Origin of the sequence: Rhizobium sp. T1470 (assembly GCF_042140505.1) — a bacterium.
Lineage (GTDB): Bacteria > Pseudomonadota > Alphaproteobacteria > Rhizobiales > Rhizobiaceae > Rhizobium > Rhizobium favelukesii.
The window spans coordinates 494,475-520,030 of record NZ_CP148092.1 but is presented as its reverse complement, the minus strand read 5'-3'; the positions used below and the strand labels follow the sequence as shown (position 1 = coordinate 520,030).

At 59.6% G+C, this 25,556-nt stretch carries 25 protein-coding genes and 3 pseudogenes; 13 read left to right on the top strand and 15 right to left on the bottom strand.

What is annotated here, in order from left to right:
- Positions 1-218 precede the first annotated feature (218 nt).
- The 8 genes and pseudogenes from WGT02_RS23610 to WGT02_RS23575 all read left to right on the top strand — a co-directional run bounded on the left by WGT02_RS23610 (position 219) and on the right by WGT02_RS23575 (position 7,697).
- Positions 219-1,517: an ABC transporter substrate-binding protein gene (locus WGT02_RS23610; RefSeq protein WP_024316007.1), complete on the top strand. Its 1,299-nt coding sequence runs from the start codon at positions 219-221 to the stop codon at positions 1,515-1,517.
- A gap of 112 nt (positions 1,518-1,629) precedes the next feature.
- The gene (locus WGT02_RS23605; RefSeq protein WP_024316006.1) at positions 1,630-2,556 is read left to right on the top strand and encodes a carbohydrate ABC transporter permease; all 927 of its coding nucleotides are present in this window, start codon (positions 1,630-1,632) and stop codon (positions 2,554-2,556) included.
- Positions 2,549-3,412 (top strand): carbohydrate ABC transporter permease, encoded by an 864-nt coding sequence (locus tag WGT02_RS23600; RefSeq protein ID WP_208247035.1) that lies wholly within the window; start codon positions 2,549-2,551, stop codon positions 3,410-3,412. Before WGT02_RS23605 ends, WGT02_RS23600 begins: the two co-directional genes overlap by 8 nt.
- Before the next feature lie 35 nt (positions 3,413-3,447).
- A complete protein-coding gene (locus WGT02_RS23595; RefSeq protein WP_024316004.1) occupies positions 3,448-4,548 on the top strand; it encodes an ABC transporter ATP-binding protein in 1,101 nt (366 codons plus the stop codon).
- A gap of 78 nt (positions 4,549-4,626) precedes the next feature.
- The gene (locus tag WGT02_RS23590; protein WP_024316003.1) at positions 4,627-5,631 is read left to right on the top strand and encodes a LacI family DNA-binding transcriptional regulator; all 1,005 of its coding nucleotides are present in this window, start codon (positions 4,627-4,629) and stop codon (positions 5,629-5,631) included.
- Positions 5,632-5,811: 180 nt separating this feature from the next.
- Positions 5,812-5,958, top strand: coding sequence for a hypothetical protein (locus tag WGT02_RS23585; protein WP_263623043.1), 147 nt, complete (start codon positions 5,812-5,814; stop codon positions 5,956-5,958).
- A 132-nt stretch (positions 5,959-6,090) separates the two neighbouring features.
- Positions 6,091-6,838, top strand: a pseudogene (locus WGT02_RS23580) (HEPN domain-containing protein); the annotation flags it as partial.
- A 286-nt stretch (positions 6,839-7,124) separates the two neighbouring features.
- Positions 7,125-7,697, top strand: a complete 573-nt coding sequence (locus tag WGT02_RS23575; RefSeq protein ID WP_225039976.1) for a PfkB family carbohydrate kinase — start codon at positions 7,125-7,127, stop codon at positions 7,695-7,697.
- Here the strand turns inward: WGT02_RS23575 and WGT02_RS23570 are convergent.
- The 3 genes and pseudogenes from WGT02_RS23570 to WGT02_RS23560 all read right to left on the bottom strand — a co-directional run bounded on the left by WGT02_RS23570 (position 7,627) and on the right by WGT02_RS23560 (position 10,377).
- Positions 7,627-8,879 (bottom strand): annotated as a pseudogene (locus tag WGT02_RS23570) (Zn-dependent hydrolase). The gene WGT02_RS23575 and the pseudogene WGT02_RS23570 sit on opposite strands and share 71 nt — an antisense overlap.
- Before the next feature lie 9 nt (positions 8,880-8,888).
- A complete protein-coding gene (locus tag WGT02_RS23565; RefSeq protein WP_208247031.1) occupies positions 8,889-9,533 on the bottom strand; it encodes a TenA family protein in 645 nt (214 codons plus the stop codon).
- A 1-nt stretch (position 9,534) separates the two neighbouring features.
- Positions 9,535-10,377 carry a BtpA/SgcQ family protein gene (locus WGT02_RS23560; protein ID WP_208247029.1) on the bottom strand — a complete coding sequence of 281 codons (843 nt, stop codon included), beginning with the start codon at positions 10,375-10,377 and terminating at the stop codon, positions 9,535-9,537.
- A 25-nt stretch (positions 10,378-10,402) separates the two neighbouring features.
- On the opposite strand from WGT02_RS23560, the gene WGT02_RS23555 reads away from it, so the two are divergent.
- On the top strand, positions 10,403-11,314 hold the full coding sequence (locus tag WGT02_RS23555; RefSeq protein WP_037124808.1) for a ribokinase: 912 nt from the start codon (positions 10,403-10,405) through the stop codon (positions 11,312-11,314).
- 24 nt (positions 11,315-11,338) lie between these two features.
- Here the strand turns inward: WGT02_RS23555 and WGT02_RS23550 are convergent, their stop codons facing one another.
- The 8 genes from WGT02_RS23550 to WGT02_RS23515 form a co-directional block, all read right to left on the bottom strand.
- A complete protein-coding gene (locus tag WGT02_RS23550; protein ID WP_208247027.1) occupies positions 11,339-12,109 on the bottom strand; it encodes a glutamine amidotransferase in 771 nt (256 codons plus the stop codon).
- Between the two features lie 30 nt (positions 12,110-12,139).
- Positions 12,140-13,204, bottom strand: a complete 1,065-nt coding sequence (locus tag WGT02_RS23545; RefSeq protein WP_208247026.1) for a phosphotriesterase — start codon at positions 13,202-13,204, stop codon at positions 12,140-12,142.
- A gap of 7 nt (positions 13,205-13,211) precedes the next feature.
- The gene (locus WGT02_RS23540) at positions 13,212-14,213 is read right to left on the bottom strand and encodes an ABC transporter permease (protein WP_208247024.1); all 1,002 of its coding nucleotides are present in this window, start codon (positions 14,211-14,213) and stop codon (positions 13,212-13,214) included.
- Positions 14,210-15,028, bottom strand: coding sequence for an ATP-binding cassette domain-containing protein (locus tag WGT02_RS23535; RefSeq protein ID WP_037124801.1), 819 nt, complete (start codon positions 15,026-15,028; stop codon positions 14,210-14,212). Before WGT02_RS23535 ends, WGT02_RS23540 begins: the two co-directional genes overlap by 4 nt.
- On the bottom strand, positions 15,025-15,972 hold the full coding sequence (locus WGT02_RS23530; protein WP_208247022.1) for a substrate-binding domain-containing protein: 948 nt from the start codon (positions 15,970-15,972) through the stop codon (positions 15,025-15,027). Before WGT02_RS23530 ends, WGT02_RS23535 begins: the two co-directional genes overlap by 4 nt.
- A 38-nt stretch (positions 15,973-16,010) precedes the next feature.
- Positions 16,011-17,033: a LacI family DNA-binding transcriptional regulator gene (locus tag WGT02_RS23525; RefSeq protein WP_037124797.1), complete on the bottom strand. Its 1,023-nt coding sequence runs from the start codon at positions 17,031-17,033 to the stop codon at positions 16,011-16,013.
- Positions 17,034-17,326: 293 nt separating this feature from the next.
- Positions 17,327-17,656: a type II toxin-antitoxin system RelE/ParE family toxin gene (locus WGT02_RS23520; protein WP_208247019.1), complete on the bottom strand. Its 330-nt coding sequence runs from the start codon at positions 17,654-17,656 to the stop codon at positions 17,327-17,329.
- The gene (locus WGT02_RS23515) at positions 17,656-17,910 is read right to left on the bottom strand and encodes a type II toxin-antitoxin system ParD family antitoxin (RefSeq protein ID WP_208247017.1); all 255 of its coding nucleotides are present in this window, start codon (positions 17,908-17,910) and stop codon (positions 17,656-17,658) included. The genes WGT02_RS23520 and WGT02_RS23515 overlap by 1 nt, the downstream gene beginning before the upstream one ends.
- A gap of 440 nt (positions 17,911-18,350) precedes the next feature.
- Between WGT02_RS23515 and WGT02_RS23510 the strand changes: the two genes are divergently transcribed.
- The 4 genes from WGT02_RS23510 to WGT02_RS23495 all read left to right on the top strand — a co-directional run bounded on the left by WGT02_RS23510 (position 18,351) and on the right by WGT02_RS23495 (position 20,957).
- On the top strand, positions 18,351-19,232 hold the full coding sequence (locus tag WGT02_RS23510) for an NmrA family NAD(P)-binding protein (RefSeq protein ID WP_208247015.1): 882 nt from the start codon (positions 18,351-18,353) through the stop codon (positions 19,230-19,232).
- Between the two features lie 24 nt (positions 19,233-19,256).
- Positions 19,257-19,631 carry a hypothetical protein gene (locus WGT02_RS23505; protein ID WP_208247013.1) on the top strand — a complete coding sequence of 125 codons (375 nt, stop codon included), beginning with the start codon at positions 19,257-19,259 and terminating at the stop codon, positions 19,629-19,631.
- A gap of 64 nt (positions 19,632-19,695) precedes the next feature.
- Positions 19,696-20,412, top strand: coding sequence for an SDR family oxidoreductase (locus WGT02_RS23500; RefSeq protein WP_208247011.1), 717 nt, complete (start codon positions 19,696-19,698; stop codon positions 20,410-20,412).
- An 83-nt stretch (positions 20,413-20,495) separates the two neighbouring features.
- Complete coding sequence (locus WGT02_RS23495) at positions 20,496-20,957, top strand: MarR family winged helix-turn-helix transcriptional regulator (RefSeq protein WP_208247009.1); 462 nt, start codon at positions 20,496-20,498, stop codon at positions 20,955-20,957.
- A gap of 473 nt (positions 20,958-21,430) precedes the next feature.
- Here the strand turns inward: WGT02_RS23495 and WGT02_RS23490 are convergent.
- From WGT02_RS23490 to WGT02_RS23475, 4 genes and pseudogenes are all read right to left on the bottom strand, one after another.
- Positions 21,431-21,603 (bottom strand): annotated as a pseudogene (locus WGT02_RS23490) (alpha-ketoacid dehydrogenase subunit beta); the annotation flags it as partial.
- Between the two features lie 261 nt (positions 21,604-21,864).
- Entirely contained in the window at positions 21,865-22,881 is a 1,017-nt protein-coding gene (locus tag WGT02_RS23485) for an ABC transporter permease (protein WP_208247007.1), read from the bottom strand.
- On the bottom strand, positions 22,878-24,407 hold the full coding sequence (locus tag WGT02_RS23480) for a sugar ABC transporter ATP-binding protein (protein ID WP_339151218.1): 1,530 nt from the start codon (positions 24,405-24,407) through the stop codon (positions 22,878-22,880). Before WGT02_RS23480 ends, WGT02_RS23485 begins: the two co-directional genes overlap by 4 nt.
- A 29-nt stretch (positions 24,408-24,436) precedes the next feature.
- Positions 24,437-25,447 (bottom strand): sugar ABC transporter substrate-binding protein, encoded by a 1,011-nt coding sequence (locus tag WGT02_RS23475; protein ID WP_208247004.1) that lies wholly within the window; start codon positions 25,445-25,447, stop codon positions 24,437-24,439.
- Positions 25,448-25,556: the final 109 nt, after the last annotated feature.

Below are 25,556 nucleotides of genomic sequence, written 5' to 3'. Positions count from 1 at the left end.
CAATTGTGGGGCGATCTTCGAGGAAAGCGCTTGCGCAACGCTTTTTTCGTACTAGCCTCTCAATATCAGCTCCTGCTCAGCCACCTGAACCGTCGAAAATTGCGGCAGATTCAGCTTGTGAACGGCATGGCTGATACGCCGCTGTGGAGAGGTGGCGAAGTGAGGACGTGCCCTGCGCGCGCAAACTGTCGCGATTCCGGGCCTTGGAGGAAAATAAAATGAGAATGACATTGTTTTCGCGGCGCGCGATTGCGCGCTGTGCGGTAGCGGCTGCCCTATTGTCGAGTGTTGCGGGTCTCGCAGTCCCCGCCTTTGCCGCCGGTCCTGTCGAATTGCGATACTTCTATCGCGCCCCGTGGCCTTCGTCGGAGATCTACGCAAACTGGCTCATCGACGAATGGAACAAAAAGAACGGTGACCGCATCCATGTGACCGGAGCGAGCGTCGACGGCGAGACTTACAAGACCAAGCAGACAATCGAGCTGGCCTCGAGCAATCCGCCGGATGTTTTCTATTCCTGGGAAGGCGGCCGCGCGCTGGAAGTCATCAAGAACGGTTTTGCTGCCGATCTGACGACCTATTATCAAAAATACGGCTGGGACAAGTTCCTGGTGCCGGCGTCCGTGTCATTGGCGACCTTCGGCGACAAGAAATACTTTGTTCCCACCGAAATCGGCGCATCCGTCGTCTGGTATCGCAAGGACCTCTACGAGAAACTCGGCCTGAAGGTTCCGACCACATGGGACGAACTGATGGCCAATGCGGAAGCAGGCAAGAAGGCGGGCCTGTGGCCGTTCCTGCTGGCGAACCAGAAAAAATGGCCGTCGCAGTTCATGTGGTCGGCCATTCTAGTCAACAAGTTCGGGCTCGACACCTATCAGGGCCTCGTGAACAACACGATCCCGTGGACCGATCCCCGTGCCGTCGAAACCACCAAGATCATGGCCGACCTGGCGAAGAACGACATGTTCGAGCCGTCTTTCAATTCGATCGACGTCGGTCCGGCCATGGTGCCGTGGTCGCAGGGCAAGGCGCTGCACTGGTATCAGGGTTCGTTCAACCTCGGACGCTTCCGCGGCGATCAGGCCAAATGCTGCGTCGTGCCGATGGACTTCTTCCCGATGCCCTCCATCGACGGCAAGAAACCCGTGATGTCCGTCTTTGCCGAGGACACCATCATGATCCATGCCAAGAGCCCGCATAAGGACGAGGCCGCCGAATTCGTCGACTGGATGATCTCGAAGCCGGCGATGACCGAAAAGCTTGCGATCGACAAGCCTTACCCCTCCTCGACGCAGGGCGATCTTTCGAGCCTTTCGGAGATGGAACAGCGCCTGGGCAAGGAAATGGCCAGCGCCGGCCAGTTCACCTTCATGCATGTGGACCATGCCACGCCGCCTGCAATCTCCGACAGGTTCCTCGACAGCCTGCAGGGCGTGCTTGCCGGTGCGATCACGCCTGAGGATGCCATGCAGCAGACAGAGGACGAAGCCGTACGCACCCGCGGCAAGCTCTGAAGACTAGTGGTCGCTTAGACGGCCGCGATGGCGCCCTTCCCAGCCATGACCGGCCGCGACCGTGGGTATTATGCCCACGGTCTTCCGATCCAGCAGAAACGGATACTCGTCCATGAGCACATCACACAGATCCGGTGAAAGTCCGGGATTTTTTGCCTTTGCGCGTGAGCACACATTCGTGACGATTTTCGGCATTGTCACGCCCCTTGCAGTCTTTGCCGTTTTCGTCGGCTATCCGATCCTGTTCACCATCTATCTCAGCCTGTTCGAATGGAACGGCATGACACCTGATAAAACCTTTGTCGGGTTGGAAAACTACCGGCACATGATCGGCGACAGCCATTTCCAGATTGCGCTGATCAACAATTTCAAATGGCTGGCCGTTACTCTCGCATTCCCCGTTCTCGCCGGCCTGCTGATCGCCTATGCGCTGCGCAACAGGATCCTGCCTGCGCCGGCCCTGGTGCGGACCATCATCTTCTTTCCTGTGACGATGTCGCTGATCTCCGTCGGCCTGATGTTTCTGCTGATCCTCAACCCGCTGTTCGGCGCTTTCGATACCGTTCTGCGTTCCGTCGGACTCGGCTTCCTGGTGACGGAATGGTTCGGAAACTACAAGGTCGCGATCTATACGCTGGCGATCGTGTCCGGCTGGGCTTTTACCGGTATGCCGATGATCTTCTATTATGCCGGTCTCGGCGATGTGCCGAAGGAGACATTCGATGCCGCCCGCATCGAAGGGGCAGGACACTGGCGGATGTTGACCAAGGTGGCTATTCCGCAATTGCGGCCCGTCACCGCCGTCGTCGTGATGCTGACGCTGTTTGAATCGCTGCGCGCCTTCGACCTAGTCGCCGTCATGACCAAGGGTGCGCCCTTCGGCTATACCAATGTCCTCGGTTACATCGTCTATCTCGAAAGCTTCTGGAACACGCGCTTCGGCTACGGCGCCGCCATCTCCGTGGCGATCCTCGCCGTCTCTGCGCTGATGGCCCTGATCATCCTGAAGAAGCTGATGAAGGGAGCCTTCGATGTCTGACACGCTCGTTCTGGTACATCGGCGCGATCTCTTCCGCTTCACGGCACGGTTTCTCGGCTATACCCTGCTTGCTGTCCTCCTTGCCGTCTGGTCCGGCCCGATCGTGCTGGTGCTGATTACCTCGATCAAGTCGAACCAGGACTTTCTCGCAGGTCCCTTTTCCATTCCGTCGCACCCTACCTTCCAGCCCTATATCGATGTCTGGAATTCGCTGGGTTTCAGCGGCCTGCTCGCCAACAGCTTCCTCTATGCGACCGCCGGTTCGGCGCTGGCGGTTCTCCTGGCGCTGGTTCCGGCCTTTGCCCTGTCGCGCATGGAGGTGCCCGGCAAGACGTTCATCTTCGGGCTGATCCTGACCGGTCTCATGCTGCCGCAGCAGACCGTGCTCATCCCGCTCTACGACACGCTGCGCACGCTGCATCTGCTCGACACCAAGATCGGCTTGATCATCGTTCATGGCGCCTATGGCATGCCGGCCCAGATTCTTATCCTGCGCGGTTTCATGACCAGCATCCCGCGGGAAATCGAGAAGGCGGCCTATGTCGAAGGGGCGACCGATTTCCAAGTGTTCTACAAGATCATCCTGCCGCTGTCCCTACCGGGCATCGTCGTGGGCTTCACGCTGAATTTCATCGCTATCTGGAAGGAGTTCGTCTTCGGCCTGGTGCTTTTGAATTCCGAGCAGAATTTTCCGGTCACGGTCGGCATGCTGAAGCTGAACAGCGATCGCTACATGGCCGTGTTCAACCTGCCGGCCGCCGGCCTCGTCATCTCCCAGCTTCCCATCATCGTCCTGTTCATCCTGACCTACCGCAAGATTGCCTCGGGCAATTTCGCCGGCGCCGTCAAGGGTTGAGCAACGTTATTCCAGCATAAGGAAATTGCATTCACATGGCTGAAGTTTCTCTCACCCACATCGAAAAAAGATACGGCGCCCATACTATCATTCCAAGCCTGGACCTGACCATTCCGGACGGCGAATTCACAGTGCTTGTCGGCCCGTCCGGTTGCGGCAAGTCCACCACGCTGCAGATGATCGCCGGCCTGGAATCCATTTCCGCCGGGCGGTTGATGATCGGCGGCGTCGATGTCACACATCTGCCGCCGAAGGACCGCAACATCTCGATGGTCTTCCAGTCCTATGCGCTGTTTCCGCATATGAATGTCCGCGACAATATCAGCTTCGGCCTGAAGACCCGCCGTGTGCCGACCGCAGAAGCCGATCAACTGGTGGCGGTCGTATCGAAAAGACTGAAGCTGGAGAGCTATCTCGACCGGTTCCCGCGGGAACTTTCCGGCGGACAGCGCCAGCGAGTGGCGCTCGGTCGTGCGCTGGTGCGCCGGCCCGGCGTCTTTTTGATGGATGAGCCCCTGTCCAATCTGGACGCAAAACTGCGTGTCGAAGCCCGAAGCTTTCTCAGCAAGATGCATCAGGAACTGGGGATCACCACCGTCTACGTCACGCATGATCAGTCGGAAGCCATGACGATGGGCTCCCGCATCGTGGTGATGAACGGCGGCACGATCCAGCAGGCAGCGGCGCCGATGGAGGTGTACCGCCGCCCGGCAAACCGCTTCGTCGCCGGCTTTATCGGCTCACCGTCGATGAATTTCGTCGATCTCGACGTCGCCTCGCCCGCCGAACTGGTGGATGCGAAGAATGACATCCGCATTTCGGTTCCGCAACACCGGCAAGTCGAACTGGCGAAGTCCGGCCTTCGCTCCGTCACCCTCGGGCTCCGGCCGGAACATATCAGGCTGCTGGCCGCTGGAGACACACGCACGGGAGCAACGAGCTTCAAGATCGAGGTGTGCCAGTTTCTGGGCTCGGAGACGCTTCTCGACATCACGCACGGGGCCTGCCGGGTCATTGCCAGAGTGGGGCCGGAGGAAACCGCAAGGCAGGGCGAGGAGCGCATCTTCGCGTTCGATATGGCTCACGCCCATTTCTTCGACCCCGATTCGGGGAATAATGTAGCGTTGGATAGATGACGGGCTTGTCTGGTCGAGGCCGCGCCGACTCGATAGACGAGGTGTTTAGAAACACGATTTGACTGAGAAGCAAGGTAAATGGCCACGATTGCCGATGTTGCAAGGATTGCCGGAGTTTCGCAATCCACCGTATCCCACGTCATCAATGGGACGCGATTTGTCAAGCCGGAAACGGAACAAGCGGTGCGTGATGCTGTTGCGCGCACCGGATATACCCCCAACACGCTTGCCCGCGCGTTGGCCCGCTCATCGAGCAACAGCGTCGGCATCGCCATATCAGCGATATCAAATCCCTACTTTGCCGATATCATCCGTGCCGTGGAAAGCGAATGCGCCGCCTGCGGCATGACCGTTTTCCTCGCCGATACGCATGACACACCCGAAAAGGAGCTGGAGGTCGTTCAGGCGCTGCACCAGTTGCGCGTCGACGGGATTATCATCGCGCCCTGCTCGACGGACGGATCTGGCGCGCTTCGCTATCTCGAAGATCATGGCATCCCGACCGTTCTCGTCGACCGGCTGGCTTCCACGAAATTCGATCAGGTCGGCGTGCAGAATGCCAAATCGATGGAGGTTTTGGTCGAGCATCTCGTTGAGCTGGGCCATACCCGGATTGGCATGATCCCGGGGCACACCGGTTTCGCCACGACCTCGGAGCGCATCGATGGTTTCGTGAACGCCGTGCGCCGCGCGAAATTGCAAGCTAGCGAATGCACTGTCGCGCCGGGTTCGAACGATGTGGACAGCGCGGCAAGAGCCACGATTGAGATGATGAGCCGTGCGGTATGTCCGACAGCACTCGTTGCCGGCAACAACATGACGACGATCGGCATTATGCGAGGACTGAAATCGCTTGGCAAACATGTTCCGGACGATATCGCACTCGTTGGATTTGACGATTTCGAATGGGCCGATTGCTTCGAACCGCGCCTGACTGTCATCGCTCAACCCTGCATCGAACTCGGCCGTAGGTCGGCCAAGCTCCTGCTCGACCGGATAAAGGATCCGGGCAAGGCGCCGAAGACAGTGAGGGTGAAAACAAGCCTTATCGTTCGCAACTCGTGCGGATCGGCAAATCGCTGATGTCACGAACGTCGCCTGCCGGACGGAAACATATTGCCGGCAGAACGTGGACACCTAGTCCACGATCCAAGAGTTTCCGGCTGTACATGGAGGAAAATCCTCAGATCGAGTTCTGCGATGCAAGCAAATCTTCGAAGAGGCGTACTGTATCCGCTCTTTGACCTATAGGTAGCCGTTGATATGCTAGCGTTCGATCACATCAAAGACCGCGTCAAATCGATGCATATTGCCCGTTGCGACGGCGCCATCGTCGGCGCCGGTTCAGTCGTCACCCGCGACATCGCGGAAGGCGCAACGGTGGTTGGAAACCCCGCGCGGGAGGTCTGACGGACAAAGCCGCCACTTCGATGATGGGCTCGAAGCGAGTGCCACTGGCGCCGCCGACGGCGAAGGTCGCGTCAGATTGATCCTACCAATCAGCTACCTCCGGCGAAGGGATGCAAGTCTTAGCCGCCTCCCTACGGATCCTACGCCCGGGGTGACTGGGTCGAGGATCGCCTCAGCGGCTACCGCTCCGACTACGACCTATTGATCGTCGTCAACAAGAAGTCCTTTGCCGATGAGCATGACCTCTGGGAAGGCATCGAAGAGCAGCTATTGAAAGAGCAGATCGGCCATCGCATCGACACACCGGTCGTGCCGATCGTCCACACACTCCAGGACGTCAACGATCAGCTCGCCCGCGGACGTCCCTTCTTCGTCGACATCGCCAGAGACGGCATCGTCCTCTACGAGCAGCCTGGCCATCCGCTGGCGGAGCCGAAGCCGCTGACGCCGGAGGAAGAGAGCGCGGAGGCGAAGAGTTACTTCGAACAGTGGCACCAGTTGTCTCAGGAGGCACGAAAGATTGCGGAATTCAGCATTTCCAATGGCTTCTGGCGCGACGGAGCATTCATGCTGCATCAAGCTACCGAACGCGCTTATCATTGCGCCCTGCTGACGCTCACTCTCTATAGTCCCAAATCGCATCGAATAAAGGTGTTGCAGCTCTCAGGCCGAGGGGGTAGACAGCCGACTAATCGCCGCTTGGCCGCGCGACAATCGTTCTTCACGTCGATGCTTCGAGCTGCTGTCCAAAGCCTACGTCGAAGCGAGATATTCGTCGAAATACAAAATCACCGCGGAGGAGCTCGCCTGGCTTGTTGAGCGCGTGAAGGCGCTGGAGGCTGTTGGCGAGGTGATCTGCCGGGAACGGCTTTCTTTGTAGCCATTAATCTTACCGACAACCCGCAACTTGCTTCGGCGGTGGCATTTATGGACCGTCGCCGCCGTCCATTCCAGAGGGATGATACGCGAGTTTGGTATCAAAATACCACATTGCGGCGTAGGAGTTATTATGGAACTTTGGAAAGAACTTTACAGCGCTGGGCTTCCAAGCATTGATCGAATACCTAAGCTATTAGCAAAAACTTCGATAAAAATTGGAATATCGTTTCTTTGACGCCTGCGAAGCCCGCCCATACGCTTGGAGCGCTTCAATTGGCAGGGAAACGATGAAAAAAGGCCGTCCCACGATTACGGATGTTGCGCGCGCCGCCGGTGTTTCGCTCGGTACCGTGTCCAATTTCCTCAACGGGACGGTGCCGGTCAAAGCGGAGACAGCCGAGAAAATTCAGGAGACCATTCAGAAGCTTGCCTATTGGCCAAGCGTGTTCGCGCGTTCGCTGCCGATGATGTCGGCGCGCAAGGTCAAGGCGGCGGAGGGCAATCCGCGGCTGCTCGTCGTCGGCCATATCTGCGTCGATTATCTCTGCCGGGTGCAGGTCCTGCCGCACCGCGACGATCGCGTGGCCGCAAACCATATCGACAAGGCGCTCGGTGGCCCGGCCGCCAATCTGGCCGTCGCCGCCGCGGCCGTCGGCTCGCCCTACGGGCTTCAGGTGGATCTCGCGACTGCCGTCGGCGACGATGCCGACAGCGAATGGGCGATGGCGGAACTGCTGGCGCATGGCGTCAACGTCGAACTGGCCGAATTGAAAATATTTCAATCCAAAATCATGAGTGCCCATTTTTGCTCTCGCAGGCAATCGCGAGCGTGGCCTGCGCAAGCCCATCGCAGCCGATGACGGCATGCGCCCGTTCGACATACTCGGCCTCGTTGTGGCTGAGCCCATCGCGGCACGGAACGAAGATCATCGCGGCCGGCGCGACGCGATTGACGAACAGCGCATCATGAAAGGCGCCTGACAGCATCCGCGTACTTTTGACCTTGCGCGCGCCTGCTGCCTGCTCGATCGTCTGCTGCAACGCGTCGGAAAAAACGCAGGGTGCCATATCGAAGGATCGGGCGATCTCGGCGTTGCAACCCTGCCGCTTCGCTTCCTCCGTTATGCGCGATGTCACGAACCGTTCGATCTCGTCCAGCCGCGATGGTTCGGGATGACGCATATCGACCGTGCAGCGGACCTGATCCGGGATCGCATTGACCGAGCCGGGCTCGGCCGAAATCCGCCCAACGGTGAAACGGGCGTCCGGATCGGCCGGCATCACCGCCTCGTAGAGGCCCGACAGTGCGCAGGTCAGCGCGTGCAGCGGGTCGCGGCGATAGGACAATCCGGTCGTGCCTGCGTGGGCGGTCTGTCCGGTCACCGCCACATCAAGCCAACGCGTGCCCTGGATGCCCTTTACTACGCCGATCGGGATGTCGTTCGCCTCGAGCGAAGGCCCTTGTTCGATATGGACTTCGATATAGGCGTGAAGCGGAAAGCCGAGACGCAGCATCTCGGCCTCCGGCAGGCTCGCAATCGTCTTCGCCAGTTCCTCAGCAAAGTCCGCGCCATCGGTAGCGACTTTGCCCCGCCAGGCGGAAGGGATCTCGCCCGCCGAAAACGCCATGGACCCCATGCAGCCGGGCGCAAAGCGGACCCCTCCTCGTTGGTCCATGAGACCACGACGACGGGACGCTCTGTCTCGATCCCCGCATCCTCCAGGCTCTCCAGCACCTCGAAGGCGGAGAGGGTGCCGAGCGCGCCGTCGAACCGGCCGCCGGCCGGCTGGCTGTCGAGATGACTGCCGATGACCACCGGCGCGAGCGTATCCTTCAGGCCCTTGCGGCGGAGGAAGAGGTTGGCCATCGGATCCTGGAAGACGAGGAATCCCCTCGCCCAGGCAAGCTCGGCCAGAAGCCGCCGCGCGCGTCGATCGCCTTCTGTCAGCGCCTGATGGTTGACGCCGCCCTTCGCCGTGCCGCCGATGGCGGCAAAATCTTCGAGCCGGGCATTGAGACGATCGCCGTCGATATCGAGCATGGCTTTACCTCAGAGATAGGGAGCGTCGTGGAAGGCGATCTCGAGCGCCTGCGCGCGGCCGAAGATGCCGCTGAGGCGGGAGCGTTCCTCCACGCTCATGCCCTCGCCGGCCGCATCCAGCTCCACCTTCAGCCACAGCGCCTGGGCGGCGAAGTCCTCGTGCGCGTGTAGGTCCACCCACTCCTTGAGCAGCGGATCGCTCATCTCGTGGCGGGCGGCGTCCTTCGACCAGGTCCAGTACATCCACTCGGCGGCGAACATGGCCGCCACCGTGTCGAGATAGCCGCCATCGCGGGAGATCGCCAGCATGCCGTCGCGGAACGCGGCTACTTCGGGCATCGTCGTGTCATAGGCCGCGGGATCGATGCCGCGCTCAGTGAAGGTCTTTTCAAAATAGGCGATCTGCTGGTTGGCCAGCGCATCCAGAACGCCGATCAGCCAACGCTTCTGGGCGATCGTCTCAGCCTTGGCGGCGGCAAAGGCAAAGATCGAGATCGCCGTATCGACGAAGGCGCCTTCGAAGACGAGGTAGCGTTCGAAGACCTCCTTCGAAAGCTTGTTCGCCTTGATGTCCTCGACGAAGCGATGGGTCACCATCGCATCGAAGACGGCGGCATTTTCACGCAGGATCTGCTCGGACAGTGTCTCGGTCATATCAGCCTTCCAGACCCGGACGCGCGGCTTCGACGAAGGCCTTGACGCGCGAGAGTTCCACCGGATTCCACCAGACGCCGCCTTCCTTGAGCGAGGACGCGACGATGACGCCGTTGGTGCGCTTCAGGATCTCGACGACGTTGTCCTTGGTAACACCCGAGCCAACGAGCAGCGGCAGATGTGTCGCGGCGCCGATTGTCTCGATTTCCTCCACGGTCGCCGAATTGCCGGTTCGCTGACCGGTGGCGATTACCACATCGGCGTCAAAGAAGGCGAGGTCGCGGGTCAGTTCCTCGATCGTCCGGTCGGCGGTGATCGCGTGGGCGCCATGCTTCACATGGCTGTCGGCGAAGACCTTGATGTGCTCGGCGCGCAGAGCCGATCGGTAGCGCATCGCTTCGGCCGCGCGGCCTTCCATAAAGCCCTCGTTGGCGACATAGGCGTTGGCCCACTGGTTGACACGGATGAACTTGGCGCCGCCGGCCATGGCGATGGCGAAGGCGGGGATCGGGGCGTTTGCGAGCACGTTGATGCCCATCGGGATGCCGGTCGCCCGTCCGATCCTATCGGTGACGACGGACATGAAGGCGGATGTCTCAGGGCCGATATCCTCAGGCTTGGAGAAGGGAATGTCCCCGTGGTTCTCGATGATCAGACCATGCAGCCCGCCTTCGATCAGAGCTTCGGCATCGCGCATTGCCACGTCGTAGATCGCGTCCACGGTCGCGCCGCGGTAGCGGGGGGCACCGGGAAAGGGCGAGCAATGGATCATCCCGATCAGTGCCTTGTCAGTGCAGAATATTTCCCTTATGGCGCTTGAATTATTATCCGAAATCGTCTGCATTTTCGTTTCCTTTCGAAGGCCAGCCATGCCTGCCAATGTTCGTGCTCATGTCATCGGTAACGTCGCTGTCGACGAAACCATATCCGTGTCGACCATGCCGGAAGCCGGGGCTTCGATCCTCGGCCGCGAAGAAACGCGCGACCTTGGCGGCAAAGGTGCGAACCAGGCCGTGGTCATGGCGCGCACCGGCCTGCCCACCACCCTCGTCGCGGCCGTGGGCGAGGATTTCCGCGCCCAGACCATTCGCGATCAACTGGCGCCGGAACCGGTCGAAGCCAAGCTGATCGCGCTTGCCGGCCGTTCCAGCGACTTCTCCATCATCTTCACCACGCCTGATGGCGAAAACGCCATCGTCACCACCACGGATTCAGCCGGTTCGCTGACGCCTGAAGAAGCCATTGCCGCGCTTGACACTGCCGCTGCCGGCGACCTCATGGTCCTGCAGGGCAATCTCAGCCAGGCAACCACCCTCGGCCTGCTCCAGGAAGCCCGCCGCCGCGGCCTCGTCACCGCCTTCAACCCCTCGCCTCTCAGGCCCTATTTCGACGCCTTCTGGCCGCTCATCGATATCGCATTTCTGAACCGGGGCGAGGCGAAGAGCCTCACCGGTTCGTCCGATACGGCAGCGACCGAAAAGCTGCTGCAATCGGGCGTGCGCCACGTCGTTCTGACGCTCGGCAGCGACGGAGCGCTGCTCGCAAGCCGGGCGGCGGCCATTGCCACCATTCCGGCCGTGGCCACCAAGGCGATCGACACCACCGGCGCCGGCGACACCTTCATGGCGGTGGCGCTGGCTTCGGCCGCGGTGCGCGGGGTCGAGCTCGACACCCGTGCCATCGGCCACGCGGCATCCGCCTCAGCGCTGACAGTCAGCCGTCGCGGCACCCGTTCGGCCTTCCCGACCAGCAGCGAACTTAAGGCCATCCTGGCTCACTGAGGGACGCCAGAGGCCGTCAATGCCTCAGCGCTTGTCGCTCAGCCAGCCCAGAATGTTCTTCCAAAGGCGGCCGTAGCCTTCCCATTCACAGAAGGCGGGCGACAGCCAGTGCGGCCCGATATCGGACGTCCAGGCAGCGCTTCGCCCGTTGCCGAACGTCCCGGTGACGAGCAGCGGATGGCCGCCCTGATCATCCGGCAGGCGGGCGACGACTTCGACGTCGGCGCGGTCGCGCACCTCCACCTCGTTGACGCCAAGCAGCAGCGGCCATTGACCGCCCATGCCGGCAACCGTCGGATGGTCCGCCTTGGTGATGACGGCTCCCGTGCCTTCGGGAATCTCGACGCGGTCGTCATAGGGCAGGCAGGTGACGGGGAGAACATCCTCCACCGCCGTGCGGCGCCAGCGCGCCTTGCCGTCGATGCCTTGGAAGGAGAAATAGCCGCCGACCATCAACAGGCCGCCGCCCTTTTCCACCCAGGCCTTGATGAGCTTCAGCCGGTTCGGCACAGTCCTGGAATGCAGCCAGACAGCGGGCGGCAGCAGCAGCGAGTTCGCGCCGATATCCGACAGGATGATCACGTCATAGACGTCGAGCCCCGCCATATCGAAGGGAAATTTTTCGACCGCCTCATGAGCTGGCATGTAGGTCAGCTCATACTCGCTGCCTTCGAGTACTTTCACCAGCGGCTCGGCGCCGAGATGGAAGGTGACGCTGCCGAACTGATCGAAGCCTTTATAATGGGTGGCGGAGCTGACCCAGCTCTCGCCAACGAGGAGGACTTTCTTGGTCATGGTCTTTCCATTTCTATCGTCGTTTTGACATCAGGCCTTGGCCTGGAATACCGATCTCGGATTGTCGCGCATGAGAATGTCGAGCTGTTCATCCGTCAGCCCATGGCGCTTCAGGCGCGGCAGGAAATGCTTGACGATATACGCATAGCCATTGCCGCCGTACCGCGTCAGCATCATCTTCAGGAAGACGTCGTGGGAGAGCAGGATACGATCGATATATCCCTGCTCCACCAGCTTGACGATGGCACGCGCTGCTTCCTCGTCGCTCGGGCACTGAACCTGCTGATCGGCGTAGAAGAAATCCATGCCGATCATGTCATATTCCAGCAAGGCGCCTCGCGAGGCGAGCTCGCCCTGATAGGCAAGATCATCATGCGACGGGTTCATGTGGCAAAGCACGGTGTGGTGAAGGTCCGCCCCCTCTGCCGCCGCGATATCAAGCACCCTGTGGCCCAGCCGGAACCAGCCGGGCAGATGCACCATCAGCGGAAGACCGATGCGCGCCTGCGCCCGCGCCGCCGCCCTCAGCGACTTCTCTTCCTGATCGGTGAAATCCGAGGACACTCCGATCTCGCCGATCAATCCGACCTTGATGTCGGTACCATCGACGCCGGCGGTTGCTTCCTGAACGATCTCGTCGGCGATCTGGTCGATCGTCATGCCGGCGACCTTTGCCGGATGTGACGAGCCGAGATAGTAGCCGGCGCCCATGATGATATTGAGCCCGGAAGCCTGCGATATCCGCTTCAGCGCCCGGGGATCTCGGCCGATACCCTGGCAGGTCGGCTCGACAACCGTGTGGCCGCCATGTGCGGCGAAATCCTTGAGCTCGGTGATGGCCAGCGGCTCATCGTCCAGCGTGATGTTGTGCTTGTTGACGAAGGGATCCTGGCGCAGCTCGCTTAAGATCTCGATGCAGACGAAGCTGTCGGCGAGATACTGGCGCTCCGGCGTCTTAGGTGCATGCCACCAGCAGCGGCAGTCGTTGAGAATATGCTCGTGCATCAGCGTGATGCCGAGAGCGGAAGCAGGGATTGCACCCACTACCGTCATCACCTTGCCCGAGCGCACATGCGCTTCTGAAAGTTCGCTCATGCCGACCTCACTTCCTCTTTCCGCCGAAGCGGAAGTTGGTCGTAAAGATCTTGGTGTTGAGCCAGATTGCCACGAGGATGATGGCGCCAGTCACGATCTGCGTGAAGAAAGGCGAGATGTGCATCAGGACCAGCCCGTTGCCGATAACGGCGATGGTGAGCGTCCCGAGCACCGTGCCGAGAATGCTGCCGCGTCCGCCCATCAGCGATGTGCCGCCGAGGACCACGGCCGCGATGACCTGCAGTTCGAAACCGACGGCTGCGTTGGACGAGCCCGAGCCGAGACGGGCGGCGATCAGAAGTCCGGCCAATGCGCAGGCAATCCCTGACACCATATAGACCGAGGCAACGATCCACTTCGCCGGCATGCCGACGCGGCGGGCCGCCTCGAGATTGGAGCCGACCGCGACGACCTGCCGGCCGTACTTCGTGTAGGCGATGACGACGTAGCCGATCACGGCCACAAGCACGGCTATCAGTGCCGGAACCGGAAGCCCGAGGAACTCGCCCCGGCCGAGCCAGAAAAAGCCGGGCGCATCCTTGATCGGGATCGAATATCCCTGCGTCAGCCACAGCGCGAAACCTCGCAGAATGGAGAGGCCCGCAAGCGTGACGATGAAGGCCGGGATGCCCTGATAGGCAATGAACCAGCCCTGGGCGATGCCCATCAGCGCGCCAAAGGCGATCATGCCGATCACTACAGTTGGCCATGGATAGCCCATGGCCATGATGATCGCCGCCACGGCATTGACCAGCGCCACCTGCGAACCGACGGAAAGGTCTATGCCGCCGGTTATGATGACAAGCGTCATCGCAACCGCGACAACCAGGATAGGAGCCGCCTGGCGCACGACGTTGAGGATATTGCCGAGCGTCAGGAACGTGTCCGTGGTGGCCGAGAAGAAGACAAGGCAAGCGAGGAAGAACACGGTGATCGACAGCACCTGCGCGTGTTCGGAAAGGAAGTCGGCGACCGGCGATCCGGTCGCGCGTTCGGTATAGGCGCTCAATGCTTCTGCCCTCCGACGATGAGCTGCACAAGATCCTGCAGGTCGGTCTTGGCGATATCGCGTTCGGCGACCTTGGTGCCTTCGTACATGACGGCGATACGGTCGCAGACGCGGAAGAGATCCTGCAGACGGTGGGTGATCAGGATGACCGAGACCCCTTTGGCCTTCACCCGGTTGATCAGGTTGAGCACGGCCTCGACTTCCGCCACGGCAAGAGCCGATGTCGGCTCGTCCATGATCAGCACCTTCGGATTGAAGGACGCGGCGCGCGCGATCGCGATCGCCTGCCGCTGACCGCCCGACAGTTTCTCCACCTTGGCTCCAAGCCGTGGGATGCGGATCTCGAGCGCATCGAGCATGGCGCGAGCCTCGGTCAGCATGCGCGCGCGGTCGAGGAACGGCCCCTTGGTCAGTTCGCGGCCGAGAAACAGGTTGCCGACCACATCGACATGGTCGCACAGGCTGAGGTCCTGGAACACCATTTCGATATTGCGATGGCGGGCGTCTGCCGGTCCGCTGAAGCGAACCTCCTGTCCGTCGACGGCGATCGTGCCGTCATCGGGGATATAGGTGCCGGAGATGACCTTGGTCAGCGTCGACTTGCCGGCTGCGTTATCGCCGACCAGTCCCAGGCATTCGCCGGGATAGATGTCGAGATCGACGCCGCGCAGCGCCTGATGCGAGCCGAAATTCTTGCGAATACCCTTCAAGGAAATGCGGGGCTGGCGAATGCCGCCTTCGCCGGACTGCCGGGGGAGGATTTCTCCGCCCCCGGATCCTGCGACAGCGGTTGGGTGCTGTCCGTCAGAGATCATTTGAAAACGGCCCGGTAGGGTTCGACGTTCTCCTTGGTGACGATAGTGATCGGCACTGAGATCGTCTTCTCGACGCTGCCGCCGTCCGAGATCTTCTTGAGGGCATCGACGGCCGCCGCACCCATGGCGGAAGGATCCTGCTGGATCACGGCGGTGACATAGCCCGCGTCGATGCCGGCAATTGCCTGGGCGGTCAGATCCCAGCCGAAGATCTTGACACCAGACTGCTTGCCCTGGCTTTCGACAGCGGCGATGGCGCCCATCAGCGCCGGCTCGCCGGTGGCGTAGACGGCGTTCATGTCGGGGTTGCCGGTGATGAGGTTTTCAGCGGCGGCAAGCGCGTTGTCCTGGATGTTCTGGCCATCGACGACGCCGGCGGTGGTGACGCCTTCAACACCCTTGACGGTCTTTTCGAAGCCTTCCTGGCGGACATTCTGGATGAAGGAGTTCAGTGCGCCGACAACGCCATACTTGGCCTTTCCGTCCATGTTACTCTTCACGTAGTCGAGGAAGAATTTGCCCATGTCGGCACCGGCCTTGGCATTGTCGACGCCGATCTGCGCCTTCTGTGGGCCTTCCGGGAGAATAGCATCGATGGCGACAACGGGAATGCCCGCGGCAGCCGCCTGCTGCACAGCAGGCATGATGCCGTTAACGTCGATGGCAACGACCGCGAGGCCGTCGACCTTCTGCTGGATATAGGTTTCGATGGCGCTGTTTTGCGCGGCCGGGTCGTTGTTGGCGTTGAAGATCACCAGCTTGGCGCCGGCCGCGTCGGCCGCCTTTTGCGCGCCTTCGTTCATCTGGTTGAAGAACAGCGCCTGCTGGTTGATCTGCACAAGCGCGAAGGTCTTTTCAGCGGCAAAGGCACTCCCGAACGAGATACCGGCAAAGACCGTGGTTGCGAGTGCGCTCGTAAACATCCTGCGTGTCAGAATAGTCATGTCTTGTTCCTCTGGTTAGGTTCATCTTCGTTGCTTTTTTATTGTTTCGACGGCGGTGCAACGGAGTTCCGCACGACGATTTCGACCGGCAGCAGTTCCTCGGAGCGCAATGTGTCCGGCTCCTGCCAGTTTGTTTCAAGAAGCAGCGCCAGCGCCCGCTCGCCAAGCGCCCGGACAGGCTGGCGTATGGCGGTCAGGGGCGGTGCGAAGAGATGCAGGGGGCTCACATCGTCGAAGCCGATCACCGAAACCTCGCCGGGAATAGAGACGCCCTCGGCGCGGAACACTTCGATCAACCCGATCGCAATCTCGTCGGAACTGGCGAAAATGCCGGTTGCCGGCTTGCCCTCGTCGATAAAACGGCGCGCCGCCTGCCGGCCGAACTCCACCGTGAAACTACCCTCGTGGCGTGTCAACTGGAACGGCTCCCCCCGCTCCATGAGCGCACGCTCCAGGCCCCGGGAGCGACGGCGCGTGCTGATCATTTGCTGCGGGCCGCCAATATATACCACACGCCGATGGCCATGCTCGGCAAGATGCCGGCCCGCGAGATATCCGCCTTCCTCGTTGTCGCAGAAAAGCTTTGGCACCATTGCGTCCGGCACGTCTTCGTCGACGATGACCACTTTTCCAGTCTGGTTTATCAATGCACCCAGTTCGCCGTCGTCAGGGTGATTGGTAACGAAGATGAGACCGTCGACATGATTGCGGGCAAGCGCCGTCACGTACGAGATTTCACGGCCGGGACGGTTGAGCGTCGCATGCAGCGACAGCGCGAGCCCGCGCTTGTCCGCCTCCTGCTCGACCGCGGCGACAAGCGTGGCGAAGAAGGGATTGGCGATGTCGGGCACTACGAGACCGATCGTATCCGATCGGCCGCGGCTCAGACGACGGGCATGCGGATTCGGCTCGTAACGAAGATCCCGGATCGCCTTGTCGATACGCTCTTTGGTTTCCGGAGGAAGCTGGAGCGAACCGTTCAGAAGCCGTGACACGGTCGCCACCGATACGCCAGCGGCGTCGGCAACATCCTTCAGGCTTGTAGCACGCTTGCTCGCCATAACGTCTCCATGCCCAGGTGTCGGTCGGGCATTGTAAAGCGATTTACTAAACCGCTTTACAATGGCATCCACAAGCTGCGCGTCAAGCGCAATATTTAGGCATGGAGAAAAATTAGGCGAAAGCAGGGACTCCGCGCATTGGCCATGACTACTGAGATTATTTCCCTCGAAACAGGATACACCGGTCTTGATGGGATTCGAACTGTAGGCCCTGGAAATAAAAGCACAGGATAACAGCGATACAAGGAATGTCAGATGATCTGACACGCGTCACTTTCCAGGCCTTAATGCCCTCACCCAACTGTGCTTGTTCGTTCACTCAGCGAGGCGTAAACAGGATCGCTGGCCCAGTCTTCATGTCCATGGCGTATTCGGATCACGAAAACGGCTCCGTTCTCCTCGATCCGGTAAACAATAAGATGGGCCTTGAACGAGTGAATTCTAACTGGTGGCGAAATCTCTTCTCGCTCACGCGCCATTCGCGGGTTGGCGGCAATGAGATCGAGCACAGTGAACAGGTCGTCATGATATCGCCTAGCCTGTGCGGATCCGAACATGCGTATGCCTTGTTCGGCGATCGCAATGATGTCCTCTTCCGCTTCGACTGAAAGGCTAAAAGGCATTATCTGCTGCCGCGCGTTGTTTCCTCGCGCGCTGCTGCCGCCGCAAAGAGTTCGTCCTTCGACCGGGTACCAACACCGCTGTTGACACCGTCATCAACGAAACGTTGCATGGCGGCAATCTTATCATTGCGAACCTGGTCCCTGCGAATCAAGTCGCGCACATAATCACTGGCATTGGAATATCGCCCGGTCTTTGCTTGCGCCTCGACCCAATCTTTCATCGGGTCGGGAAGAGATACGTTCATCGTAGCCATTGGAGCCTCCATAGTGCGAGCAGATTAGCTGAACTTGGCAAAGTTTGTCAAACTAGTCTCGCGCTGTAGGCGCACAGCTCGGCTAAGTGCATTCTCCATACATCGCGTGCATCGCCGCAATAAGGCGCTCTCGGTGGCGTAGAACGCGGATCTTCAAATGACCGCCTTGAAAGGGTTCAGACCTTCGACCCTGTAGTTATTATCCGGCAGTACGAGCAAAAAGTTCAGACGGGGATAGGGACTTAATAATTCCAATCGTCTTCCACGTTGGCGACAGCTTTACCTTATGACGTAGGAACGCCCCGGCCCCGAGAAAAAGTCGTCATTCGGAAGAACCAACCCGAAAGCCTTTTGCAGATTAGTCTACCTTGACAATGAAAGCATATGCTCCTACTTGTTCGGTATTAAGAGCATATGCTCTCATTAAAGGAGATATGGCAATGAACGAGACTGACATCCTGGTAAGTGGTGCAACGGGACGGACCGGCGGCGCTGCGATCGACGAGCTTCTCAAGATGAGCAGGAAGGTTCGAGCCTATGTTCGCTCGGACGACGACCGTGCCAAAGCGCTGCGGGAGCGCGGCGTCGAAGTCGCGGTCGGCGACTTCACCGACATCGATGACATCCGTGCGGCCATGGAGGGCATTCGGTCTGCATACTTTCTGCACCCCATCGCGCCGGGAATTCTCGGCGCCGCGGCCTATTTCGCACAGGCGGCGAAGGAAGCGGGCGTCTCCGCGATCGTAAACATGTCGCAGATCTCGGCGCGTCGAGAATCCACCAGCCATGCAGCGCAGGATCATTGGATTTCGGAGCGCGTCTTCGACTGGTCGGGCGTCGCGACCACGCATCTGCGTCCCACCTTCTTCGCCGATTGGCTCGTCTATCCGCATTTTGCAAGGGAGATCTGGGCGTCTAAGAAGATCGAGTTCCCGTTCGAGAACGGCCGCCATGCACCGATCAGCTCGGATGACCAAGGCCGCGTGATCGCCCACCTGCTGGCGAAGCCGGAAGGTCATGGAGGCAAGATTTATACCCTTCACGGCCCCGTCGAAATGAACCACGCCGAGATCGCCGCAGCGATGTGCGATGTTCTAGGAGCCAAGATCGAATACGCGCCGACCTCGATCGAAGCCTTTAAGGACAAGATGGAGACGCTCTACAAGTTCCCGCCGTTTCTGGTGCAGCACCTTGTGGAGGTCGCCCAGAACTACCGCGAGGGCATCTTCTCCGGCACCAATGACGTCGTCGAGCGCGTCACGGGAACGCCTGCCCTCTCCGTTACGGAATTCATCGCCAAGAACCGTGAGGCCTTCCAGTAAAGGCGAAAGCCAGGAGTAACGATTATGTCGAGCACTCATCAAGAACGCCATCCGTTCCTCGACGACCTGACCGCAGAAGCGGAACTGATCAGTTCCGTGCTGCGTGGACCGGTGATCGGTCGCGACGAAATCCGGAGTGTCGTTGATGCCGTCGGCACTTTCTACGCCGAGCAAACCCCGACCTTTATGGAGATCGTCGGTTCGCGGACGCTTCTGGAATATGAAGCGCTATTGACCAGCGGCGAACGCCTGAATGCGGCCGTCATCATCGATCGCCACCCGGATGGCTCCATACCGCGCGTAAGCGTCCGTATGGCCCCGGTCCATGCCGTCGTGTCGCTCGCCGGCCACCTCAAAAGCGCGCTATCCGGTCAGCTGCCCAAGCAGCTTTTCCTCTGAATCCAACAGCCCAGTTGGCCTCCGCCGGAGTAGCGGATCGGCCACCCTAACAAGGTGACGTGTCATGGAAATCAACAACGCAACGGTCTTCATTACAGGTGCAAATCGCGGCCTGGGCCTGGCCTTCGCCCGCGAGGCCGTCCGGCGCGGAGCGAAGAAGGTCTACGCCGGCATGCGCAACAGAAATGGCTTCGACGAACCCGGCGTCGTGCCAGTCCGCATCGACGTCACCGATCCGACGTCGGTCGCCGCCGCAGCCGAGGCTGCAGCAGATACAACGATCCTGATCAACAACGCGGGTATTGCCGCGCTGATCGACAATCCCTTGGCGGCCGATTTCGAGGCGCAGTCGAAGGCGTTGTTTGACACCAATTACTATGGCGTGGCGCGGGTCACCCAGGCGTTCGAGCCTGGCTTGTCCAAGGTGCCCCATACCGCCATTATCAACGTCCTTTCTGATATCGTATGGCTGCCACGGCCCTACCTGACACCCTACGCCGCGTCCAAGGCCGCGGCCTGGAACTATACGAACCAGCTCCGATTCCACCTCGCGGAACGCGGCATCCAGGTGCTGGGTCTTCATGTCGGATTCCTGGACACGGATTTGACGAACGGTATCGACGTGCCGAAGACCAGCCCGACGGACGTGGCAATGCAGACCTATGACGCGCTTGCCGCCGGAAAGAGCGAGGTCGTGGCCGACAAGGGCACGGCTCTGCTAAAGAGCACGCTGGCGGACGAGATCCCCGGTTACATCATACCCCCGCCGGGATTGTTCTGAACCACGGCGCGATGGGAATAGAGAATGGTGTCTTCCGTGGACCGCGTGAAGACGCCCAGAAAGTGGATTTGAAAGGAATGGAAATGTTGTCGGCAAATCAGCCTCTGGGAATCGACCAGTGCAACTGCAACGCCATGCGTAGGGCGAGCCGGCAGATCACCCGCCTCTATGACGCTCACCTCGAGCCGGTCGGGCTCCGCATCACGCAGTTTCTCATCCTCGCCGCTCTGGCTGAAGCTGAAAGCGCGACCGTCATTGCGCTGGCCGAGCGCCTCGATGTTGAACGCACGGCAATGGGGAAGATGGTCGGTTTCCTGGAGAGAGACGGCTTCGTCTCCATGAAGCCCTCCCCGACCGATGGCCGCTACCGGGTCATCGAACTGACGACTGAAGGCCGTCTTTTACACGAAAGGGCGTCGCCCCTGTGGCTGGCCGCCCAGCAGGAGTTCTCGAACCTGAACGGTGCAGCAAACGTAGCCTCACTTCGAACGGGACTGAACCGGATCGTGGTCGGCAAACACGCTGCGGCATCTTCGGGCGATTGACGCAGGTCTTGCCCAGGCCCTCAGTAGGGGGCCGGTTCCGTGTGAAACCGCAAACGCAACGGCTCTTGACCGGATTAGAACCGGTAACCCTGCCCTACACGATCGGAGCTCTTGAAGGGATCCGAACCGGCGACACACATATTCGATTCGTCCACAAAACCGCCTAAGGTGCGGACAAATCTCAGCTTTTGAGGCGTAAGACTATTTATGGAACTGGTAAGGGCCCGCACTACGTTCGGCATCGCCCCGGGGACAAACAACGGACCTTGCTTGGTAGCCTCTAACCGAAATGGCGACGAAATTTGCCGCATTCCGCCCCCAACGCTGTTATTGAATTAAACGTTATAGTACTCCGCGCAACGCCCGCAAAAGTCGCTCGCGTTGCAAAATACCTTCCCACTTGGTGGGATAATATCTGAAAAAATACGCGCTCAGAAATGGTGGCACGAGATGGCTCGATGGAGGAGTTCGTTTCAACTGCCCACAACCATCGCGCACAGCGCCGCTTCGATGTCGGCCTCTTTCGCGAACGCGGCCTCTTCAAGGATCTTTGACACGCTAGGTGAAGCCTCTGACCCGTGCACTCTCATGATCGGATGATCCAGCCAGTCGAAAACCCGCGTTGCAATTCATCAGCGAGCCACCCCAAAATGGGGGGAATGACCTGAGATATGGGTCTTTGGCTCACGGTCGTCAGCTTTGCTTTCGACACAGGCATCTATGAATTTCAACCCGTCCGCCCCGTCTTCGACGGTGGCCGAAGAGCTGCATTTTCCCGCAACCGGCGCCGTGCAATTTCACGCTTGCTCTGCTCCGCGGAGTATCACATGTGGGACCGATGGATCCCCGATCCAAAAATGGCGGCCGATGGGCCGCCATTGGCAATACTTGTTATTCGACCAGCCCGTTAGTTGCCCTTATCGGCTCCGCTGATTTTGCTGATGTACAGGGCGACGAGGATGATGCCGCCTGTCGTGGCGTTGATCCAATATGCGGGAACTTGGGATAGAACCAAAACATCCTGAATTAGAACGAGCAGCAAAACACCGCCACACGCACCTGCGATCGTGCCTCGCCCGCCGTTAAGGCTGACGCCTCCGAGAACAGCAGCAGCAAATGCATTGAAGATCAGATTTTGCCCGAGTGAAGAAGGAATGGACGCAATCCGCCCTGCCTGCAGCAGCCCTGCCAGAGCAGCGAGAACGCCTGCGACGATAAATACGCCCATCAAGACACGCTCGACTGGAATGCCTGCGACGCGGGCGGCTTGCTGGTTTCCACCGACTGCATAGAGCATCCTGCCAATCCGGTGCCGGGACATGAAGACGGTAAGAATGGCGAGCAAAGCCAAGGCGACCAGGAAGGATACCGGTACGCCCAGGAACGTCGAATCGCCCGGGAAGGTCAGCAGCACAGGCAGGTCCGAGAGCGTTTCGCCGCGGGTCAACCCGAGGCTAATACCGCGCAACAGGATCAGCGTCGCTAGGGTTGCGATGAATGCGTTGAAGCGGAGATAGATTACTAGCACGCCATTGAACGCACCAATAAACGCGCCAACTGCGAAGATCACGATCAGTGCAAGTAATGGCGAGTTTGCGAGATTAAGGCCCGAGCCTCCTGCTTCGAGAAGGCAATACACACCTACCATCGGCGCGAGGCCAAAGGTGGATTCGAGCGACAAATCAAACTTCCCGGCTATCAGGACCAAAGTCAGGCCCATCGTAAGGACGCCGAGTTCGCTGGCTTGCTGCACCACACCGTAGAAGTTATCGTATGACAGGAATGCGCTGTTAAGCAGGGTTCCCACGATCATAACGACAACGAGAACCGGCAAGATCGCCCATTCAGGCTGGAAAAGATCGCCGAGGAGCCGGCGAGAACGTAGATTCGCTCCGCTTGCGGTTGTTGTTTGAGTGTGGGTCATGTTTCCTCCCGAGATGTATGAAAGCCTTCCATGGCGGACACGAGCTCTTCCTCGCTCATGCCGCTCTTTTCGACGACTTTCTTGCCGCGAACCCAGACCTGAACGCGGTCGCAGAACGCAAGTTCTTCGGGTTCGTCACTAACAAGTATGACAGCGAGGCCTTGGCGGCGGCGCTGTTCGACGATGTCGAGGATCGTAGCCTTCGACGCAATGTCCACGCCGGCCGTCGGGTGCAGAAGAATTAGAACGCTTGGATTGGTGCTTAGGGCCGAGCCCAACAGCACCTTCTGCTGGTTGCCACCGCTCAACTCACCGACATTTTGCCTGACCGAATGACAGACGACGCCGAGATCGGAGCGATTGTCCTCCGCGAATTTGCGCCGTGCTTTACCATTCATCAGGAAACGACTTGTGAACGCCTTCAGACTTGGCAGAGTCATGTTGTCTTCAATGGACATCCCACCAACCAAGCCCGTCTTGATGCGATCTTCCGGAAGAAGCGCGACGCCACTTTTGACCGCCGTCGGGGGTTTCCAGGGCTTTAAAACATTCTTTCCATTCAAAACGATCTCTCCCGACCACTTTGAATAATGTCCCGCTAAGGCAAGGGCGATTTGACGAGTGCCAGATCCGGAATGTCCCGCAAAGCCGATGACCTCCCCTGCTTTGAGCGTCAAGTCCACGCGATCATCGCAGGCATCGAGCTGCAAATTCGCTTTGAGCACGACGGGCGTCGACGGAGCGAGGGATGGTCGAGATACCTTTTCGCTAGCCGTCAGGGCTTTGCCGGCGCCCTCTTCGCCTACCATTGCGGACACGATGTCAGCCGTTGTGAGTTTTTGCGCGTCACCATGTAGGACGTCGCGCCCGTTTCGCAGCACCGTGACAGCGTCACAAACCTTTGGAACTTCGTCGAGGTGATGAGAGATGAAAAGGAAGGTAATTCCCTTGCCACGCAGTTCATTTACCCGCTCGATCAGATGGTCGATTTCGCTGGAAATCAGCTGCGCAGTCGGCTCGTCCAAAATCACGAACCTGGAGCCCTGGCTAAGGGCGCGCGCAATTTCCACCATTTGGGCTTCCCCGACCCCAAGGTCTCGGACCGGGGTGGTGGGGAGAATCGGAATGTCCCAGCTCTCGAGCGCGGCCGCCGCTTGACGGTTGAGGCCGCGCCACGAGATCATCTGCTTGCCTTGATATCGTCCGAGGTAGAGATTCTCCGCCACGGTCAGATCCGGAACGAGAGTTCGATGCTGGTAGACGCAAGCCACTGCTTCGCGCCACGCATTTCGATCGCTCAGAGCGGGCGGAGCTTCGCCGTTCAGGAGAAAGCTACCTGAATCAATTCCTCTCAAGCCGGTGAGGATCGATACAAGCGTGGACTTGCCAGCACCATTCCGACCGATCAGGGCGTGAGACTCGCCTCTCTTGATCGAGATGGACAGCCCGTTCAGAGCAACGGTCCCTCCGAAGCGCTTTACGGCGCCATCGATCGTGACGAGTTGTTCTGACGAGCTGGCCAGCATGTTCGGTACCTCAGGACGAATATTCATGACTACTTCGCGTTGCCCCAAAGGCTCGCGTCATCGACATTCTTCTTCGTCACGACCGGCGAGGGCAAATTGTCGACGAAAAACTTGCCGTCCTTGACAACAGTGCTGTTGTGATCGGTCGGTCCTTCTTTCATCTCCTTGCCGTCCAGAGCGGCTTGCAGGTAGATGACACCATACTTCGCGTAATCGGTGACCGGCTGCGAAACCGTTGCATCCAGATAGCCGTCTCGGATCGCCTTCAGGGCACTCGAACCACCGTCGATGGCGGCGATTGCAATGTGGCCGTCCTTGCCAGCCGGCACCAAGCGGCTGCGAGACTTCAGTGCTGCAGCGACCGGATCATAGTAGAGCGTGTCGGTAGCGAGGTAAATGCCGCCGATATCAGAGTTGCCGCTCATGACCGTCGAAGCGACGTTTGCAGCCTGCGGGCCTTCCCAACTGGCTGTCTGCTCGATCACCTTAGTGGTGGATACTTTTTTGAAGGCCTCGTCGAAACCGGTTTTGCGATCCCGGCCGTTTGTCGTCGTCAGGCCGCCGGTGATATGCAGGACAGTTGCTTTCTTATCCGGCATTGCAGCGGCAAGCGCCTCGGCGGCACTTGCACCCATTCCGAGATTGTCGGCGCGCACGACGGCGTAGACGTCACCAGCTGCCGGCTTGTCGTCTACGATAACCACCGGAACGTTCTTGCTTTTTGCGTAGTCCAGGGCAGGCTTGATTGCTGCGCGGTCAACCACGCCGGCGAGAATGACGTTAGCCCCCGCGCTGATCAGGTTGCGGAAATCGGTGACCTGCTGGCTGGCGTCGCGGTTCGCGTTGGTCGTCTGAACCACATCACCGCCGGATGACTTGGCCTGATCGGTCGCGGCGTTCACCAGTACCGTAAAGAACGGTGTGTTGAGCGTCGGCATCGAAAGGCCCAGCTTCATCGTCTCAGCGAAGCTAGGGCTTCCGGCCATGATGGCTGACATGCAGATAGTGGTTGCGAGAGTACGTTTAAGGGCGTTGATCATTTTTTCCTCCTCTTCCCTCTTTACATTCATGTCACTCGCATGAAGTGGGATAAAGGCGGGCAACGGGGAAACAGTTTTGCGTCATGCGGGAAGACGCGGCTACCGAAAA